Below are 17,328 nucleotides of genomic sequence, written 5' to 3'. Positions count from 1 at the left end.
CTTGGGGGCAGCGTGCATTGTATCCTGTGCTTCTGCTATACTCTAGGTGAATTAAAGGTCAACAACATCTGTTCGGAGCTGGAGGAGGATTTCGATGAACTTCGTTAAATATGCTGAACCTGATTTTGCTGACTATTATGCTCTGGTTTCCAATATGGAAGTCATGAAACAAATTACAGAACGTACGCTCCCGGAGAATGAAGCGAAGAACCAATTCCGGTCCATGCTTGATTATAATCTGGGATCCAGCTGCGGATATTACCGAGTATCAGATGCAAATGGAGCTGGGCTGGCTTACGCAAAACTCATTCCGGATGAAACCGATTCGTCCCGAGCAGAGATGGGCTATATGGTTTTGCCTGAATACTGGGGCCAAGGTCATGGCACGTCCATTGCGTCGCGTCTCATTTTAAAAGCACAGGCGGCGGGAATTGGTGTGCTCTACGCGATCATTGACCCATCCAACGTGGCATCCCGCCGAATATTAACCAGACAGAACTTTGTATCGACACGGACAGGCGATATGGAAGGACTCCCCGGCGAGATTCTGGAATTAAACCTTAGGGTGCGTCGGTAACCGATCATGCCATAAGGGTAATGATATATACACATTCTGCTTATACCTGGCAATGGGGCTCATACGGCTTGGAATGATGCAGAATGCTGCACAGAGATATGGAGGGGATGGAGATGAGCAATACGGTAATGGAGCGTCTGAACGAATTACTGCCGGAATGGCTGGAGACCAGTCGTCTGCATACAGGGCAGGGAAAGGTCGCTTCCTATATCCCGGAGCTGGTCAAGGCATCACAGGATGAGCTGGGCATACATATTATGGACGCCGAAGGCAATCATGTGTCTGCCGGAGATTGCGGTGTACCCTTTACGATGCAGAGCATCTCCAAAGTGTTTACCCTAATTCTGGCCCTAATGGATCACGGGGAAGAAGCGGTTTTCTTTAATGTAGGAAAAGAACCTACAGGTGACGATTACAATTCGATGATCAAACTTGAGCTGGTTGAACCGGGTATCCCGTTTAATCCGCTGATCAATGCAGGAGCCATAACGGTCTCCTCCCTGGTCGCGGGAGACTGTAAGGAAGAGAAATCACGGCGAATTCTGGAGTTTTTCCGCAAGCTCGCTAACAATGATCGGCTGGATTATAACGAAGAGGTCTTCCGGTCCGAATCGGAGACAGGTCACTTGAACCGTTCGCTGGCTTACTTTTTGAAGCATAATGGCGTAATCAAGGAAGATGTGGAAGATGTGCTCTGTGTCTATTTCCGTCACTGTTCGATCGAGGTGACTTGTGCGGATCTGGCCCGCATGGCTCTGGTGCTTGCTCATGATGGTACAGATCCGATCACGGGAAATGAGCTCATTCCCCGCCGTTATGTACAGATTGCCAAAACCTTCATGACGACGTGCGGTATGTATAACGCATCGGGTGAATTTGCCATTGAAGTCGGGCTACCTGCCAAGAGCGGAGTATCCGGCGGAATTATCACCCTTGTTCCTGGCCAGTTTGGCATTGGTCTTGTAGGACCGGCACTGAATCGAAAAGGGAACAGCATTGCGGGCGTACATTTGCTGGAGCGCCTTTCCAAGGAATTTGACTGGAGTCTTTTCTAAAGATTTCCCCATATACCCACCAAAATGGCCGATGAATCACATATCGGTCATTTTGCTTCTTTGGGCCGAAGGCAGCTTCGGCGAGAATGGGTGTTTGGATACCTGAGAAGGCCATATTGAAGTGTAGGAAAACGGTCCTGCATGCATCAATTCGGCTGCATCTAATGCGGAATATTCGCTAATTAGAGTTGGTAAAGTGAGTAGTTCCTATTGCCGATATAAGCTTGAGCGTTGGAACTTGTTATCTGCTGCGTCATTCATTCGCCGGTGTCACATTGGTAATCAGATTCATCTGAACGTCCCGGGTCCCGTTTGATGTCAGCAGCCTTAGCGTACGTACAGTAGGGTCCAGCTTCAGTACCTGTCCAGTAAATCGGATATCGTCATGTTCATGGAACAGGGTTATGGTTACCGCATCTCCAAGCATCATTGAGTTGCTGAGCAAACGGGACATTTCTTCCGCTACCTGAGCATCCAGTGATGGACGGGTCCGGGGAGCAAGCTGTTCCTGATGAAGAATGTAAGCTTCCCGGTGTTCGGGAAGCATCATGCGCGAAGACTCAAAGAGTCCGTTTTGCTGTAGTTTTTTACTCATTTGTAATGACCTCCGATTTTATGGGAACGGTCCTGTGCCTGTGCAGACGAGCAGAGCGAGGAAGCCCGCATGATGGCGGTGTCTCCGAACTTGCGCTTGATGTCATCTGTGGCACGTTCCACTTCTCTTTTGCGTTCACGATCATCGAACCAGGACAACTGTACTTCGGAATCAGGCACCAGCCCGGTCAGTGAGATGCTGATGCGGCGGATGGGTAATCGGTCCCAATGGCGAAGGAAGAGCGCCGCGGCCGCATCATAGACTTCATCCGTAATGTTGGTTGGCTCGCTCACCTTCATCTGGCGCGAGAAGCCAGTTGGGCGGTCGTAATCCTGCCCTCGGCATCCCACGGAGACCACGTTACCCATCAGAGATTTATCCCGGGAGCGTCGACAGACGAGCTCTGCCAGCTCAAGCAGGACAACCTTGATCTCTTCCCAGGACTCATAATCTCTGGGAAGCGTCATCTGATGTCCAATGCCCTGCTGCTGATGCGTGTATGTCCCGGGTTTCACGGGTGAATCGTCCATACCGCGGGCAATGCGCCATATGACTTCACCATTTACTCCCCAGCGTTCCCTCAGTCTGGACAGAGGTGTCTGTGCCAGATCACCTATTGTACGAATACCCATGTTAGAGAGATGTTTCCCCATCCGTGAACCGACCATGAACATGTCCCGGACAGGTTTGGTCCAGATTGTTTTCTCCATGTCCTTACGATTCAGTACACAGATGCCCTCGGGGACTTTTTTGGCATATAAGTCACAGGCCATTTTGCTCACCACTTTGGTATCACTGATGCCAATCCGAATATATACGCCCGTCTCCTCCATGACCCTGGATTGGATGCTGCGAGCAATCGTCTCCGGACTGCCGAACAGCTCCAGGCTTCCGGTGACATCGATAAACTGCTCATCAATACTGTAAGGCTCAACAAGGTCAGTGTAGGACTGAAGAATCCGGGTGATGTGCAGTGACACGCGAATGTATTCTTCCATCCGGGGGCGAACGACGACAACGTTCGGGCATTTGGCAAGGGCTTCACCCAGTCGCTCAGCCGTCGTAATTCCATAAGACTTGGCAATAGGGCAGGCCGCAAGGATGATGCCTGAACGGCGTGCTGGATCTCCCGCTACGACGAGGGGACGGTCTTTGTATTCGGGATGTGCCGATTTCTCCACACTGGCATAAAATGACTGGCAGTCTGCGAGCATAATGACGCGTCCATCTTTGCGGGACATAACGGGTCTCTCCTTTATTCCGTGATTCGGCTGTTCACGAACAGACAGAGCTATTCAGCCGCATATTTTATGCATTTTATTTACAGTTTGGAACATGTGTTCTTGTTTTATAAGCATATCCCGAATGCTCTAAAGCGGCAACCGGAATTTTTTTGCAAATTGGACACAATTATGGAATCCAAATAATAGAGTCAGAATTTAGGAAATAAGATGTGCTTTTTTACATTTGATGTAAGAGATTCGTGACTTCAGGGTGATGACCCGGTGTTCATTTCGTTTTTTGTAAAAGTAATATAAATGGGCACAGTCCTATAAGGGGGGACTGATGTCCTTTTTTGCTTTTCTGCACTTTTCAGAAAACCTTGTCAGGCCGCGGGTTTTCACTGATGCGTTATCGGACTATAGTATCAATTTTGTAATCTTTATGGTTAATACTGTAAAAACGTCCGCAACTTTAACATATGACTTGCGTTTAAAGGGGTAAGTGTTCAAGCTGAAACAGCTGCTGCATACCGCGTTGCATATAACTTTAACGGGTAGAGAACTGCAACAGGTCAAGGCGTTTACAATTAGGTTTTAACCATCTCAAATGGTATTCATGAAGCAGAGAAGTCAGACAGGCTTTTAAAGCAAGTTCATGGCCATTTTTACGAATTATGGGCAGAATGTTGCATTCCACGTTTGCTTCCATCAGCCTAGTTACAAATGCAGAGTATTGGCGCTATAGTGAGAACACACCGCTGGCATCTCTACCCGGAGCGGACATCCAAGCAGATGAATGGCTGCATGTCTGTTAGCTTTAATTTCAGATTCAGACCATAACAGGCAGGATGCATAATAGAGAGGTGAGCAATCAGGAGCCATGAGCAGACGAAGAAGAAAGCGCTGGATGCTAACGATGTTGACGGGAGCTGTTGTACTGACCGGTGGAATATTGGCCGGCTGGCAATATATGCAACCCCAACTCGTTACCTACACAGCCGAGAATGGCACGGAGATGAAATTCAAGACCGAGGGAGACCGGTTCATGGAATACGGGCCCGATGGAACATGGAGGGAGATGTTCGTTAAGGGCGTCAACCTGGGTGCAACTTCACCGGGATATTATCCGGGAGAGTTTCCCCTGACCGAAGAGGATTACCTAAGGTGGTTCCAGCAGATTCAGGAGATGGGGGCCAATGTCATACGGGTGTATACGGTCCACGAACCGATTTTTTACTCAGCATTGGTCGATTATAACCGTGGCCGGGAGCAGCCGTTATATTTTATACAGGGTATATGGTCGCCGGAAGAAGAGTTGATTGAGAAGCAGGACGCTTATGCTGATCACATTGAACAGACGTTCAAGCAGGAGATTGAAAAAGCGGTAACCGCGGTATATGGGGATGCGGATATTCCGGAAAAGGCCGGAGCCTCCAGCGGCAAGTACAAGAAGAATGCCGGTAAATATCTGATGGCCTGGCATGTTGGCACCGAGTGGGATCCCACGATGGTAGACAACACAAATGAACAACATCCCGATGTTCCGCAATACAAGGGCGTTCATTTTTCCGGGACAGCAGATGCCTCACCTTTCGAGAATTGGTTGGCCGAGCTGCTGGACTATACAGCCGTTCTGGAGAAAAAGTATGGATGGGAACATCCGATGACGTTCACCAATTGGGTGACAACCGATGTGCTGGAACATCCAGGCGAACCATTGTATGAAGAGGACCTCGTCAGTGTGGATGCCCGTCATATTCAGCCGGAGGAATGGCAGGGAGGATATTTTGCGGCATACCATGTGTATCCCTACTATCCGGATTTATTCCATACGGACCAGACCCTTCAAACGATCAAGGATGCAAACGGCGAGTACAACACGTACAAAAGCTATTTACGCAAGCTTAAAGCCGAGTTTTCCGATATGCCTGTAATGGTTACAGAGTATGGTGTGCCTTCTTCCCTGGGGATCTCTCATCTAGGTATGGGAGGAAGGGATCAGGGTGGGCATAACGAGGCCGAACAAGGAGCCATTGACGCTTCACTGACTCAGGATATCTATGACGAAGGGTATGCGGGAGCGATTCTGTTCATGTGGCAGGATGAATGGTTCAAGAAAACCTGGAACACGATGCCTTTCGAAATTCCTGCTGATCGGCGGGCCTACTGGCTAAACGTGCTGACCAACGAGAAAATGTTCGGTCTGCTCGCCATGGACCCGGGCAAACAGGAACAGCTCACCATCGACGGGAAACTGGATGACTGGGCTGGATTGAACGAAGAAGAGGTTACGGTATGGCAGGGAAAAGTGGACGGCATTCAGGAAATGAAGCTGACCCACGACGAGGCCTACCTGTACATTGGAATGACGCTGGACCAGCCGTTTGATCCAGATAAAACGATGCTCCGCATAGGGACGGATACACTGGCAGGCGGCAATCAGCCTGGCAAGCGGCTTCCGGAACGAACGCTAAGTGATGGTCTCGAAACGGTCATCACGCTGGGACAGGATGATGAGTCCCAGGTAGAGATCGCCAAGGATTATGATTTTAACCAGCGTCTGTACGGCAAGGAAGGATACGATATGCTGCCGGACAAGCAATCTAATGCAGCTGATCCCTTCCATCCATGGAATTTGGCAGTCAGCCTGAGGATGACGCCGCCGGATACACGGTCCGCTCATCCGTTTATGAATGAGAAAGTGGGTATCCTGAAGCGGGGAACTACGGCTCCCGGACAGTCCGACACAGATTCATTGACGACCTGGCAGTATGACGGCAATCAAGTGGAGATGCGAATTCCCTGGATGCTGCTTGGGTTTGGTGACCCAAGTTCACTGCAAGTGATCGATTATGGACCCCTGCAGGACGGACGGGCGTTTAAGACAGTGACGACCAAAGGCATAACGCTGGTTCCATGGTTAATGGACCGATCGACGGGCAGCGTAACCTGGCCCGCAGGTGATCAGACCACGCTGGATTTGAAAACCCTGCCTGTGTATAGCTGGCAGCCTTGGGAACAGGTGAAATACAGTGAACGACTGAAGCTGAGTTACGAAGAAATGAAGAAAGTCTTTGAACAAATTCCTAGTTCTCAGATGAATTAAATGAGTATAAAGGAGGACCTTTTCACATGTTTTCGAGTTTGGCTTTGGCCTATCTATTTTTATACATCTGTATAGCGCTCGTCGCTCTGGGTGTGATCCTGCTGTTTGCCATGAAAGTGTCCCATAACGGCAAACGGCGTAAGATTGAATTCTACAAACAAAAGCAGCGGGATTACTTCACGTATCTGCAAACGGCACTGACTGAAGGTCGTCCGCTGCGGTTGCCTCCTGGCAAGCTGGCTCCGATTGAACGACAGGTGATTCAGAGCAAGCTCATTGAGTGGATTGATCAATTCAAAGGAGAGTACCGTGAGAAATTGATTGCACTCTGCCGCGAGGCAGGATTCGTAGAGCATGATCTGAAAGAACTGGGCCGGCTGCGTTATGGTCGGCAGATCGATGCAGCTTACCGATTGGGCGGCATGCGCTGTCCCGAAGCAGTTCCGGGTTTAATGGAATTGCTCAAGGATGAGAAGCCTGGACCGATGGCATTCGTGATTGGACGTTCCATTGCGAGAAGCACCACCCGTCAGGGTGAATTGAAGGACATGCTTGAAGTGTTATTGACCAAAGGGAAGTCGATTCATCATCTGGCTGCGGACATTTTGCTTGAGACCAGTCTGGATACGAGCAGACTTCTGATTGAGCTGCTGGAAGACCGCAATCCAGATTTTGTGAAGGTTGGACTTGTCGCCATGTGGGGACAAGCTGTTCCGGAGGTCATGCCGGCACTCGACCGGTTGGTCGGTGCAGAGCATCAGGATGTACGGGCGGAAGCGGTGAAGCTGTATCTGAGCGCAAGTCCGGCACTTCAGGATGAGACGATTCTGAAGCTGATGAAGGATGCTGACCCGGAAGTGCGGGCGGAAGTCGTTCAGGCGCTCGGTTCGAAGCATGCGGCAGGCAGCATTCCACTGCTGCGCAAAGCGCTGCGTGATGAAGACTGGCGAGTGCGCTATAACAGTGCTGAGAGCTTGAGCATGCTGGGCGAACCCGGATTTGAAGCTTTGTGTCAGGCAGCGGTACAAGGTACCGGTGTTGAACGCGAGATTGCCATGCAGCAAATTGAGAGCACGATGAAGCAATCCGGAGCCGATCACAAAGCGGTAGACCAGATGATTGTGCATAACAAGAGAAGACTGCTCTATGATCAATATTTTGCCCCTGTACCGGGTAACCGAACAACGAAGAGACGCACCGGTGTGGCTGCGGTAGGAGGGGATTACACTGCTTAGAGATCTGTTATTGATTTATGGCATGGTAGCCATCTACTATGTCGTTGCTGTAAATGCGCTGTATTTTTCCATTCTGGCGCTATCATTCCGTAACATCTGGACCATTTTCAGACGGTCCCATTATTCCAAATACAACACATTGTCAGGATCGGAGTTGGTGCCTTCAGTATCCCTGCTGGTGCCTGCTTACAATGAAGAATTGACGATTATTGAAAATGTGAACTGTCTGATGACGCTGAATTACCCAACGTACGAAGTCATCGTGGTGAATGACGGTTCTAGTGACAGTACCCTGAAAGTTCTGCTGAAGGAATACCGTCTAAAACCTGTACCGGATACCAAGATCCGTGGCAAAATTCCTTGTCAAACCATTCGCGGGATATACCACAATCCGGAATTCCCAGATCTGTACGTGATCGATAAGGAAAATGGCGGAAAGGCAGACTCGCTGAATGCGGGAATTAACCTGTCACACTATCCGCTGATTTCTTCCATTGATGCCGACTCTTTGCTGGAAAAGGATGCCTTGATTCGCATGGCACGCATGTATATGGAAAATCCCGAAGAGACCGTGGCGATTGGCGGAGATGTTCGCATAGCGAATGGCTGCAAAATCGAAAACGGAGCTGTTCAGGATGTCTCCCTGCCGCGCAAAATGTGGCCGATGTTCCAATCCATTGAGTATCTCAAAGCCTTTCTGGGCGGACGAATTGGCTGGAGCCATATGAACGGACTGATCATCGTGTCGGGTGCCTTCGGCATGTTCCGCAAGGATGCTGTTATTGCCGTTGGTGGGTACCGGGATGGTTATCCGGGGGAAGACATGAACATTATCATCAAGCTTCATCGCTATATGCTGGAAAATAAATTGAAATACCGCGTAGCCTTTTGTCCTGAAGCTGTTTGCTGGACACAGGCACCGGATTCCTACCGCATTTTGTCCAGTCAGCGTAAGCGCTGGGGACGCGGGAATCTGAAGAACATGCTGGAGAACCGCGGCATGCTGTTCAACCCAAAATATAAGGTGATGGGCATGCTGACCATGCCGTACAACGTCATATTTGAAGCACTCAACCCTTATTTCCGGATTACCGGTCTGATCGCTCTTGCTGGTTATGTGCTGCTCGATATGACACAGTGGCCGATTCTTGTTCTGTTCGGATTGCTGAACTTCGTGAGCGGTTATCTGCTGAGCGTAGGGGCACTGATTCTGGAAGAAATTGCGTTTCGGAGATACAACAAGCTGTCTGATCTGGTCAAAATGCTGGTTTACTCTGCTCTGAAATTTGTGGGTTATCACCAGCTTGGCGTTCTGTGGAGATTGCAGGGACACATTCAGTTCATGCAAAACAACAATTCATGGGGAACGATGACACGTCAGAGCTGGTCCGAGGAAGAAAAGGGAACCGAAGCTGCCTGATTCATATCTGCATCGAAGGTTCAGGTCATAAGCAGTATTGAATTCTCACGAATAGCAATACAGCAGCAACAGAATAGATAACCAAGGGAGAAGGGTGGAAAAGAACATGCCTAATACGGCAACATTGCAGCGTGAAGCTGCCGTTAATGTGTACCTAAGTGTGGAACAGGGATTGAAGGATGCGGGTGCCGGAACATGCGGCTTAATGTTCATCCATTGTGGAGGTGTACAAGTCCAGCCGGAGCAGCAGGTCAGGAATTATCTGGAGCAAACGAGCGAGTTTGCCTTCCAGCTGTGGAAGGATGAGGCAACCCAGACGCTTGCGGTCCTGCTGCCTGGTTTGACGCTGAACGAAGTCCACTATGAAGGGCTTCGCATCAAACATGAGCTGCAGGAGACGGTTCCTGGAGCCGAGCCGCAGATTACGCTGGCGAGCTTCAAGGATAGTGAGCGTCCTTCTCAGGCGACGATTCAGCACATGGCTGAATCCGCGAAGCTGGTTGACCCCGAGGAGATTCATATCTACACGCTGGACAATACGGCGGACGAGCCGGGCAGAATTTTGATCGTGGATAACGATCCGACAGTTCGTGAGTTTTTGCAGCTGCGCCTTAAAATGCAGGGCTATGAGACGTATGAAGCGGTAGATGGTCTGGCAGCACTTGAATTGATTGAGAAGGTGTCACCTGATCTAGTGCTGACTGAACTGAATCTGTATGGGATTGACGGCCTGCCGTTCATTCACCATATACAGAACCTGGAGGTCGAGCAGCCGCCGAAGATCGTTGTGCTGACCGAGCAGCGTGTTGAACAGACGATCAGCCAATGCTTCCGCAGCGGTGTGGACGATTATATGACCAAACCTTTCTCCCCTGTGGAGCTGGATGCGCGTATTCGTCGCTGCCTGCACTAATAAAATTATCAACCGAACGGATTTACGGAACACTACAAATACATTAACCTGGAGGGAATATCATGGAGAATCAACAATTCCATACTTTACTGAATGCCATTGAAAACAAAGAAGCGGTGCTTGGCGTGGTCGGGCTCGGTTACGTAGGACTTCCGCTAGCCGTGGAAATGGTAAATCAAGGCTTTACGGTAATCGGTATTGACCTGGACGCGTCCAAGGTCGACAGTATCTATAATGGGGATTCCTATATTCACGATATCTCGTCCGAGGAATTGAAAAAAGTGATGCAAACAGGCCGTTTCCAGCCTACAACGGATTACAGCATGCTGCGCGTCATTGATGCATTGAGCATTTGCGTACCAACACCGCTCAGTGAGAATCAGGATCCGGATACATCCTACATCGAGACTGTGGTGGATCAGATCAAACTGCACATGAAACCGGGCATGCTGATTACACTGGAGAGCACAACCTACCCGGGTACAACGGAAGAACTGATTCAGCAAAAGCTGGACAAAATTGGCCATGAAGCCGGCAAGGACTATTTCCTCTGCTTCTCGCCTGAACGGGTGGATCCGTCCAACGGACGTTTCACCACGTACAATACGCCGAAAGTTATCGGGGGGACAACGGAAGCTTGCCTGAAACTTGGTACGGCACTGTATAGCAAGTATGTACAAACGGTTGTACCGGTATCTTCACCAAAAGTGGCGGAGATGTCCAAACTGCTGGAAAATACGTTCCGCAGCGTAAACATTGCGTTTGTAAATGAAATGGCGATGATGTGTGACCGCATGGGCATCGACATCTGGGAAGTCATTGATGCAGCGGCGACGAAGCCGTTCGGATTCATGCCGTTCTACCCAGGCCCAGGCATCGGCGGCCACTGCATACCGCTTGATCCAATGTATCTGTCCTGGAAAGCGAAAGGGTTCCGCTTCTACAGCAAATTTATCGAGCTGGCACAATCGACCAATGACAACATGCCATATTATGTTCTGAACAAAACATCAACGATTCTGAACGAATACGCGAAATCTGTTCGGAACTCCAACATCCTGCTGCTCGGCATGTCGTACAAGCCGAATATTGCAGACCTGCGTGAGTCACCTGGACTCGAAGTATATGAACTGTTCAAGGAAAGCGGAGCGAATGTCAGCTACTTCGATCCATATGCTGATTCCTTCCGTGACAAGCATGACGATACGGTGTACAGCGAAGTATTCAACCTGGAGCAATTCAAGAAATATGACTGCATCGTGCTGATTACCAACCACAGAGATCTGCCATACAGCGATATTGCCGATTTGGGTGTGCCAATTCTGGATACACGCAATGCGTTCCGGACTTACACACAGCCGCACATCTACAAAATTGGACACTCGGTTCAGCATCCTGTGCTGGAACCAAGTGAAGCGTTGCTCGTCTGAGAAACAACATGATTCGCTGGGGCAGGATGTCGGTGAGGACAAAATGGGCTCTGCTCGCGCTGACCTTTTGTTTGCTGCTGCTGCCCTGGCTGTTCAAATGGTTTTCGGCAGAGGAGAAAAAAGCGACCTGGCTGTGGGATGCTTCCATCATCGCAGAACAGACCCCGGATATCATCTCCTTCTCCAAGGAGCAGGGTGTTGATGTCATTTTCCTGCAGATACAGGATGAGGTATCGGATGATACGTATCGCAAATTCATTGCGTCTGCCCAGCAGGCAGAGATCCAGGTACATGCCCTGAATGGTCATGCGGACTGGGCCTACAGGGATAAACAGGAAGAGGGACTCGCGTTTATCGAAAAAGTAAAAGCATATAATGCGGCTTCGGCCAAAAATGAACGTTTTGAGGGAATTCAGCTGGATGTTGAGCCTTATCAGCTAAAACGCTGGGAGAACGAGCAGAATAGCGTTATTGCAGAGTGGAGCGACAACATGAAGGCGTGGACCAAAGCTGGTAAAGATGCCGGACTTAACATGAGCGCAGCGATCCCTTTCTGGTTGGATGCGCGCGAGTCGGCAGAAGGCGGAGGCACATTCAGCCGCTGGGTGATTGATCATTTTGATGCGGTGGCCATCATGGCTTATCGGGATAGTGGTCAGCAGATGTATGATCTGTCCAAGGAAGAGCTGGACGAAGCGGATGAGCTTGGTAAGAAAGTGTGGGTTGGAGCCGAGCTGGCGGACACACATGAGGGCGATCATCTGACCTTTTTCCGGAAATCCATAAGCAATATGGACGAGGAGATCGCCAAGGTGTTTGACCTGGCCGCATCTCATTCCTCCTTTGCTGGAGTCGCTGTGCATCATTATGAAGCATGGTATGCAAAGGAAAACGGCATTCCGCTGGCTCGCAAAAGTAATGAGGAGAAGTAGCGGGTAGCTGGGAAAAGCAGACACCAAAAGGGCAAGTTTCCGATTAATGGAGACTTGCCTTTTTCTTTTGCTATTGGCTTTTTGCCGCGTCTGACACGATAATCAACTTTTACCGTTTTCGCCTGTACGATACCGATTGGGCGGCAGACCCACCTGCTTTTTGAACGCTTTGGAGAAGGAAAATAAATCCGGATAACCTACTGAATGAGCTACCTCCGTCAAGGTTAAAGGGGTTTGGACGAGCAGACGCTTGGCCTGGTCCATTTTGAGCTGCTGGATGTATTGCACCGGAGACAACCCGTACGCTTTGCGAAATTGTTTGGCAAAATGAGTTCGGTCCACCCCCGCGTGAGCAGATACGCCCTCTACCGTGATCCCTCCGGCAAAATGAATATCCATGTATTCTTTGCCTTTTTGCAGCCAGGGGATAGCCGCATCCGGCTGCAGTCCCTTGACGGCAGAGGTACGGGAAACGCGATCAAATAGACCGAGAAACCGGGTGAGGCGTCCCAGGTCACTTGCTCCCCCCTGAGGTCTGCGAACTTCCTCCATAAAAGCACGCATTCCACTAGCCGTCTCCGGAGTCAGTATACCGGAACGGTGAGGAGCATCCGGCGTGAGTCCAACCCGCGAGAGAAGTTCGGTTGCATGGGTACCATCGAAGGCGATAAAGATCTTCTGAAGCGGCTCCTTGGGATCAGTCCAATACTCATGGGTGACATGCGGAAACAGACAGAATGCATCCCGGGCTCTGAGGGGATACTGTTGTCCGTTCTGTATAAATGTACCTTCACCCTCGAGGACAAACAGCAGGTAATGATAGGGCGTTGTACGAGGGCCGATATGATAATTGTTCTTGGCGATATTGCGTCCAATTCGGATAGGCCAGGCTCCACCAGCTTTCTCGAATTCGGACGGAGTAAAAAAAATAATATCCAAAAACTCGTGGTGGTCCTCCTTCATGCTCTCCGTCATCAGGAACACCTCTTTAATATAAGTTTGATTTCTAATGTTTGTAGGTTGTTATTATTATAACCTATTATACAGGTGGGTTTTGTACATATTCAAGAACAGGATGACTTATTCCTGTAAGATGACCACAAAATGACAAAAATAAGTTGTCGTAAAATGACATTGATCACAGACAAATCAATTGATATGATGTCCATACCTATTAAACCAAGTTAATTAATCGGTTTTATGTTTTATAAATGTAAGAATGAAACGATAACGGAGGGGACAGAAAAGGCCTGGAGAAGCGAAGCGTGGGCCTTTATCACCGGATTTTCCCTTGGAAAGGAATTCCAAAGAAATCTGGGGATAAGAGGGATCGAAAGGTTTTCTGTAACCGTAGTGGGAGAGTAGCAATTCAGTAGTCCAATTTATCAACAGAGAGGAATGACTTGTATGAGCGAACACGAAGAATTGAAATTCGGGTGGTTTTTGCCAACGGCTGGAGACGGAAAATATGTTGGGGTCGCCCCGGAACGGGAACCGAGCCTGGACTATTTGATACAGGTAGCACAAACGGCCGAAACGGCTGGATTTGAATTCGTATTGATCCCGACCGGTGGGGCGTGTCTGGATGCTTGGGTCGTTGGTTCGGCAGTGATGAGTCATACTCAAACGCTTCGTCCTCTGGTGGCCATTCGACCAGGACTGGTTACACCGGTGCTCGCCGCACGGATGGGAGCTGCACTGGATCAGCTCTCTGGCGGACGTGCCATGATTAATGTCGTGACGGGCAGCTCGGTCCGAGATCTGGAGGAACTGGGAGATCCGCTGGCACATGCCCATGACGAACGGTATGTACGGGCAAGCGAGTACATAGAAGTGATGAAGCGTTCGTGGACACAGTCGACAGGACTCAATCTGACCGAGTTTGCCGGCAGTGGTTCCAAATCGAATGCGGAAGCAACCAGTGATGATAATCTGGAGTTTAATGGACAGCATTACAACTTTAAAGGCCCGGTAGGTATGCCGGAAACGGTACAGAAGCCTTACCCACCATTTTATCTGGGTGGAAGTTCGCCTATTGCCAAAAGAGTGGCTGTAGAGCATGCCGATACGTTCCTGATGTGGGGTGAACCGCACGACTGGATTCAGGAGCAAATTGAGGAAATTGAAGTGATCCGCGAACAGGTGAAACAGGAAACAGGACAGGATCGCCAGCTGCGTTACGGGATGCGGGCACAGGTGCTCATTCGAGATACCGAAGAAGAAGCTTGGGCAGCAGCCTGGGAGATTATTAGTAAAGTTCCACCTGAAGCCATCGAGAAAGCGAAAGCGGCTTTTGCTGAGACAGACGCCACCAACCAGCGCAGACAGAATGAACTCCGTGAATTGTCCGAGAAACAGCAATTCGTTGTAGGGCCCAACTTGTGGACCGGTTTGTCGGTAGTTCGTTCAGGCGGTGCAATCCTCATCGTGGGCACGGCGGAACAAGTTGCAGAGCGTCTGATGGAATACGCTGATCTCGGCGTGACCACATTCATATTGTCAGGCTATCCGCATCTGGAAGAAGCCGAAATATTTGGCGAGAAAGTAATGCCGATCATTCGCAGCAAGTGGAGTACGAGAAATGTGAAGCATCAGCTTAGCAGCAATTAATTCAATTATCACCTAATTCAACATTACTCAGGAGGTCGTCTTTCATGAGAAAAAATAAAAAATTCATCTATCCCCTGGTCAGTATGCTGGTTATGTCCTTGCTGCTGTCCGCTTGTGGGGGCGGGGATAACTCTGCAGCAGGCGAGAACGGTTCCTCCGGTTCAGGCAAAGTCACCATCAGCTTTATGCACTGGCGCGGTGAAGATGCTGAAGCGCTGAACAAGACCATTGATGCATTCGAAAAGGAAAATCCGAACATTCATGTGGAGATGCAGACGCTTCCTTCTGACCAGTATCAATCCACTGTTCAATCCAAGATCAGTGATGGTTCGGTAGGGGATGTATTTGCATCCTTCCCGGGTGCACAATTCGATGCTTTTACCAAAGCCGGATTGTTCACGGACCTGACTGGATCATCTTTTCTCTCTGCCTATAACTCCAAGCTGATCGAGGCAGGCCAGCTGGATGGCAAGCAATATGCGATTCCGTATCAGCTCGTATACAACGATCCCATTTATAATTTGAAGCTGTTTGAAAAATACGGTCTGACACCGCCGAAGGACTGGGACAGTTTCCTGGCGCTCTGCCAGACACTGAAAGACAATGGAATTATCCCGATTGCCTTTGCCGGAGCAGACATTGGTCCAGGGCAGTTCATGAACACCATGGTGATGAATAACGCACCAAGTGACGACATTTTTACCAAAGTGGAAGCAGGCGAGGCGAAACTGACAGATGAGTTCTGGGTGAAAACACTCACGCAGATTAAGGAGCTGAACGATAAAGGCTACTTCCAGCAGGATGCACTGGGTACCAAGGACCCGGCGGCAGGAGCACTGTTCATTCAGGAGAAGGCAGCCATGCTTGCAAGTGGTTCCTATCAGCTCGCTCAGAACAAGCTGCAAAATCCGAATTTGGAGCAAAAACTGCTTGCACCTATAACAGTAAGTGCAGATCAGGCAAAGTATGAAGGGGTTCATACCACGACGTTTATGCTTGCGGTAAACAGCAAGTCCAAACATCCGGAAGAAGCGAAGAAATTTATCGAGTTTCTGAGCAAACCCGAAGTGGCTGGAGCTTATGCCAACCAGACGGGTCAGAACGTAACGGTAAATGACGTGAAGTATGATTCCGCCGAACTCCAGGTTGCAGGGGAGTGGGCAAACAAAAAGACCGTGTTCCAGCCACGGTTCACCATTCTGAACGGAGATAATCAGAAGGCAGTCACCAACTCCATTCAGGCCGTGCTTAGCGGGACTTCCCCAGAAGAAGCCGCACAGCAGGCACAAGCGATTATCGATCAGCATATCGGGAAATAAGTCATGAAGAATCGTATTCAGCTATCCCTGTTTCTGTTACCCGGATTGCTGCTGTACGTGGGACTGTTCGTATTTCCTACATTGACGGGGCTGTTCTACTCCTTTACGGATTGGGACGGGGTATCCCCGTCGTATGCGTTTGTAGGGCTGGATAATTATAAGGACAGTCTCAGCAGCATCGTCTTTCGCAAGGCTTTTGGCAATAACGTTGAATTCATGCTCACGGTGGTTATTGCCCAAACCTTTATTTCACTGGTGTTGGCCTTACTGCTCGTCCGAAATACCAAAACGCGGATTGTGCTTCGCGCCCTGTATTTTCTCCCGGCCATTTTGTCCTCCGTATCGGTTGGACTGATCTGGGCTTTCATGTATGATCCATCCATTGGATTGATCAACTATGGGTTAAACGGGGCAGGTATGGAGGGTCTTGCACGCAACTGGATCGGTGATCCCAAAATTGCAATCTACTCCATTGCAGCGGTGCAGGTCTGGGCTCATGCCGGTCAAATGATGATAGTGTTTATCGCTGGCCTGCAAGGCATTCCGGCTGAACTGTATGAGGCCGCTCGAATGGACGGCGGCAGCAAATGGCAGGTATTCCGTACGGTGACCTGGCCGCTGCTTGCCCCTTCGGCTACGATTGTCGTTGCCTATACAACGATTCAATCGTTCAAGGCATTTGATCTTATTTTCACCATGACGGACGGAGGTCCGAACTACGCGACTGAAATTTTGACGACGTATATTTATCATACCGCCTTTGGCAGCTATTCATTTGGCCTCGCTTCTGCGGGTTCAATGATCTTCCTGGTTCTGCTGGCCTTGCTGACGTTTGTGCAGTTCAAGGCACTGCGTGCCGACCGGGTAAGCTATTGATGCCGGAACGTGCTCGCACAAGAGGCAGAAGGGAGTT

General features: G+C 49.7%; 15 protein-coding genes. 12 read left to right on the top strand and 3 right to left on the bottom strand.

The features are described 5' to 3' along the window. The first annotated feature begins 94 nt into the window (after positions 1–94). Both MHB82_RS20745 and glsA read left to right on the top strand, forming a co-directional pair. Positions 95–577 (top strand): GNAT family N-acetyltransferase, encoded by a 483-nt coding sequence (locus MHB82_RS20745; protein WP_341175725.1) that lies wholly within the window; start codon positions 95–97, stop codon positions 575–577. 113 nt (positions 578–690) lie between these two features. Beyond that, the gene (gene glsA / locus MHB82_RS20740; protein WP_110759196.1) at positions 691–1,632 is read left to right on the top strand and encodes a glutaminase A; all 942 of its coding nucleotides are present in this window, start codon (positions 691–693) and stop codon (positions 1,630–1,632) included. A gap of 253 nt (positions 1,633–1,885) precedes the next feature. Here the strand turns inward: glsA and MHB82_RS20735 are convergent, their stop codons facing one another. Continuing rightward, positions 1,886–2,227, bottom strand: a complete 342-nt coding sequence (locus MHB82_RS20735; protein WP_095359338.1) for a YolD-like family protein — start codon at positions 2,225–2,227, stop codon at positions 1,886–1,888. Beyond that, positions 2,224–3,468, bottom strand: coding sequence for a DNA polymerase IV (locus MHB82_RS20730; RefSeq protein ID WP_341175724.1), 1,245 nt, complete (start codon positions 3,466–3,468; stop codon positions 2,224–2,226). Before MHB82_RS20730 ends, MHB82_RS20735 begins: the two co-directional genes overlap by 4 nt. A gap of 656 nt (positions 3,469–4,124) precedes the next feature. Between MHB82_RS20730 and MHB82_RS20725 the strand changes: the two genes are divergently transcribed. The 7 genes from MHB82_RS20725 to MHB82_RS20695 all read left to right on the top strand — a co-directional run bounded on the left by MHB82_RS20725 (position 4,125) and on the right by MHB82_RS20695 (position 12,486). After that, positions 4,125–4,265: a hypothetical protein gene (locus tag MHB82_RS20725; protein ID WP_176476036.1), complete on the top strand. Its 141-nt coding sequence runs from the start codon at positions 4,125–4,127 to the stop codon at positions 4,263–4,265. Between the two features lie 65 nt (positions 4,266–4,330). Beyond that, entirely contained in the window at positions 4,331–6,556 is a 2,226-nt protein-coding gene (locus MHB82_RS20720) for a hypothetical protein (RefSeq protein ID WP_341175723.1), read from the top strand. A 26-nt stretch (positions 6,557–6,582) separates the two neighbouring features. Then, on the top strand, positions 6,583–7,791 hold the full coding sequence (locus tag MHB82_RS20715; protein WP_095359335.1) for a HEAT repeat domain-containing protein: 1,209 nt from the start codon (positions 6,583–6,585) through the stop codon (positions 7,789–7,791). A gap of 22 nt (positions 7,792–7,813) precedes the next feature. After that, complete coding sequence (locus MHB82_RS20710) at positions 7,814–9,211, top strand: glycosyltransferase family 2 protein (RefSeq protein ID WP_176476035.1); 1,398 nt, start codon at positions 7,814–7,816, stop codon at positions 9,209–9,211. A 106-nt stretch (positions 9,212–9,317) separates the two neighbouring features. Then, positions 9,318–10,124, top strand: a complete 807-nt coding sequence (locus MHB82_RS20705) for a response regulator (RefSeq protein ID WP_095359334.1) — start codon at positions 9,318–9,320, stop codon at positions 10,122–10,124. Positions 10,125–10,186: 62 nt separating this feature from the next. After that, entirely contained in the window at positions 10,187–11,554 is a 1,368-nt protein-coding gene (locus MHB82_RS20700) for a nucleotide sugar dehydrogenase (protein WP_110759183.1), read from the top strand. A gap of 26 nt (positions 11,555–11,580) precedes the next feature. Next, positions 11,581–12,486 (top strand): hypothetical protein, encoded by a 906-nt coding sequence (locus MHB82_RS20695; protein ID WP_341175722.1) that lies wholly within the window; start codon positions 11,581–11,583, stop codon positions 12,484–12,486. 102 nt (positions 12,487–12,588) lie between these two features. On the opposite strand, the gene MHB82_RS20690 is transcribed toward MHB82_RS20695, so the two are convergent. After that, positions 12,589–13,461 (bottom strand): helix-turn-helix transcriptional regulator, encoded by an 873-nt coding sequence (locus tag MHB82_RS20690; RefSeq protein WP_341175721.1) that lies wholly within the window; start codon positions 13,459–13,461, stop codon positions 12,589–12,591. Positions 13,462–13,893: 432 nt separating this feature from the next. Between MHB82_RS20690 and MHB82_RS20685 the strand changes: the two genes are divergently transcribed. From MHB82_RS20685 to MHB82_RS20675, 3 genes are read left to right on the top strand one after another with little or no spacing between them, the layout of a single operon-like run. Further along, positions 13,894–15,096, top strand: coding sequence for an LLM class flavin-dependent oxidoreductase (locus MHB82_RS20685; protein ID WP_110759175.1), 1,203 nt, complete (start codon positions 13,894–13,896; stop codon positions 15,094–15,096). Between the two features lie 44 nt (positions 15,097–15,140). After that, a complete protein-coding gene (locus tag MHB82_RS20680) occupies positions 15,141–16,415 on the top strand; it encodes an ABC transporter substrate-binding protein (protein WP_341175720.1) in 1,275 nt (424 codons plus the stop codon). 3 nt (positions 16,416–16,418) lie between these two features. Next, on the top strand, positions 16,419–17,291 hold the full coding sequence (locus tag MHB82_RS20675) for an ABC transporter permease subunit (RefSeq protein ID WP_183521730.1): 873 nt from the start codon (positions 16,419–16,421) through the stop codon (positions 17,289–17,291). Positions 17,292–17,328 lie beyond the last annotated feature (37 nt).

Source organism: Paenibacillus sp. FSL K6-2862 (genome assembly GCF_038005125.1).
Lineage (GTDB): Bacteria > Bacillota > Bacilli > Paenibacillales > Paenibacillaceae > Paenibacillus > Paenibacillus illinoisensis_A.
This window is presented reverse-complemented; position numbering and strand designations above follow the sequence as displayed.

Bases quoted from the DNA above. Each gene is read 5' to 3' on its own strand.
- MHB82_RS20745 (WP_341175725.1), top strand. From the start codon at position 95: ATGAACTTCGTTAAATATGCTGAACCTGATTTTGCTGACTATTATGCT.
- glsA (WP_110759196.1), top strand. From the start codon at position 691: ATGAGCAATACGGTAATGGAGCGTCTGAACGAATTACTGCCGGAATGG.
- MHB82_RS20735 (WP_095359338.1), bottom strand. From the start codon at position 2,227: ATGAGTAAAAAACTACAGCAAAACGGACTCTTTGAGTCTTCGCGCATG.
- MHB82_RS20730 (WP_341175724.1), bottom strand. From the start codon at position 3,468: ATGTCCCGCAAAGATGGACGCGTCATTATGCTCGCAGACTGCCAGTCA.
- MHB82_RS20725 (WP_176476036.1), top strand. From the start codon at position 4,125: ATGGGCAGAATGTTGCATTCCACGTTTGCTTCCATCAGCCTAGTTACA.
- MHB82_RS20720 (WP_341175723.1), top strand. From the start codon at position 4,331: ATGAGCAGACGAAGAAGAAAGCGCTGGATGCTAACGATGTTGACGGGA.
- MHB82_RS20715 (WP_095359335.1), top strand. From the start codon at position 6,583: ATGTTTTCGAGTTTGGCTTTGGCCTATCTATTTTTATACATCTGTATA.
- MHB82_RS20710 (WP_176476035.1), top strand. From the start codon at position 7,814: ATGGTAGCCATCTACTATGTCGTTGCTGTAAATGCGCTGTATTTTTCC.
- MHB82_RS20705 (WP_095359334.1), top strand. From the start codon at position 9,318: ATGCCTAATACGGCAACATTGCAGCGTGAAGCTGCCGTTAATGTGTAC.
- MHB82_RS20700 (WP_110759183.1), top strand. From the start codon at position 10,187: ATGGAGAATCAACAATTCCATACTTTACTGAATGCCATTGAAAACAAA.
- MHB82_RS20695 (WP_341175722.1), top strand. From the start codon at position 11,581: ATGTCGGTGAGGACAAAATGGGCTCTGCTCGCGCTGACCTTTTGTTTG.
- MHB82_RS20690 (WP_341175721.1), bottom strand. From the start codon at position 13,461: ATGACGGAGAGCATGAAGGAGGACCACCACGAGTTTTTGGATATTATT.
- MHB82_RS20685 (WP_110759175.1), top strand. From the start codon at position 13,894: ATGAGCGAACACGAAGAATTGAAATTCGGGTGGTTTTTGCCAACGGCT.
- MHB82_RS20680 (WP_341175720.1), top strand. From the start codon at position 15,141: ATGAGAAAAAATAAAAAATTCATCTATCCCCTGGTCAGTATGCTGGTT.
- MHB82_RS20675 (WP_183521730.1), top strand. From the start codon at position 16,419: ATGAAGAATCGTATTCAGCTATCCCTGTTTCTGTTACCCGGATTGCTG.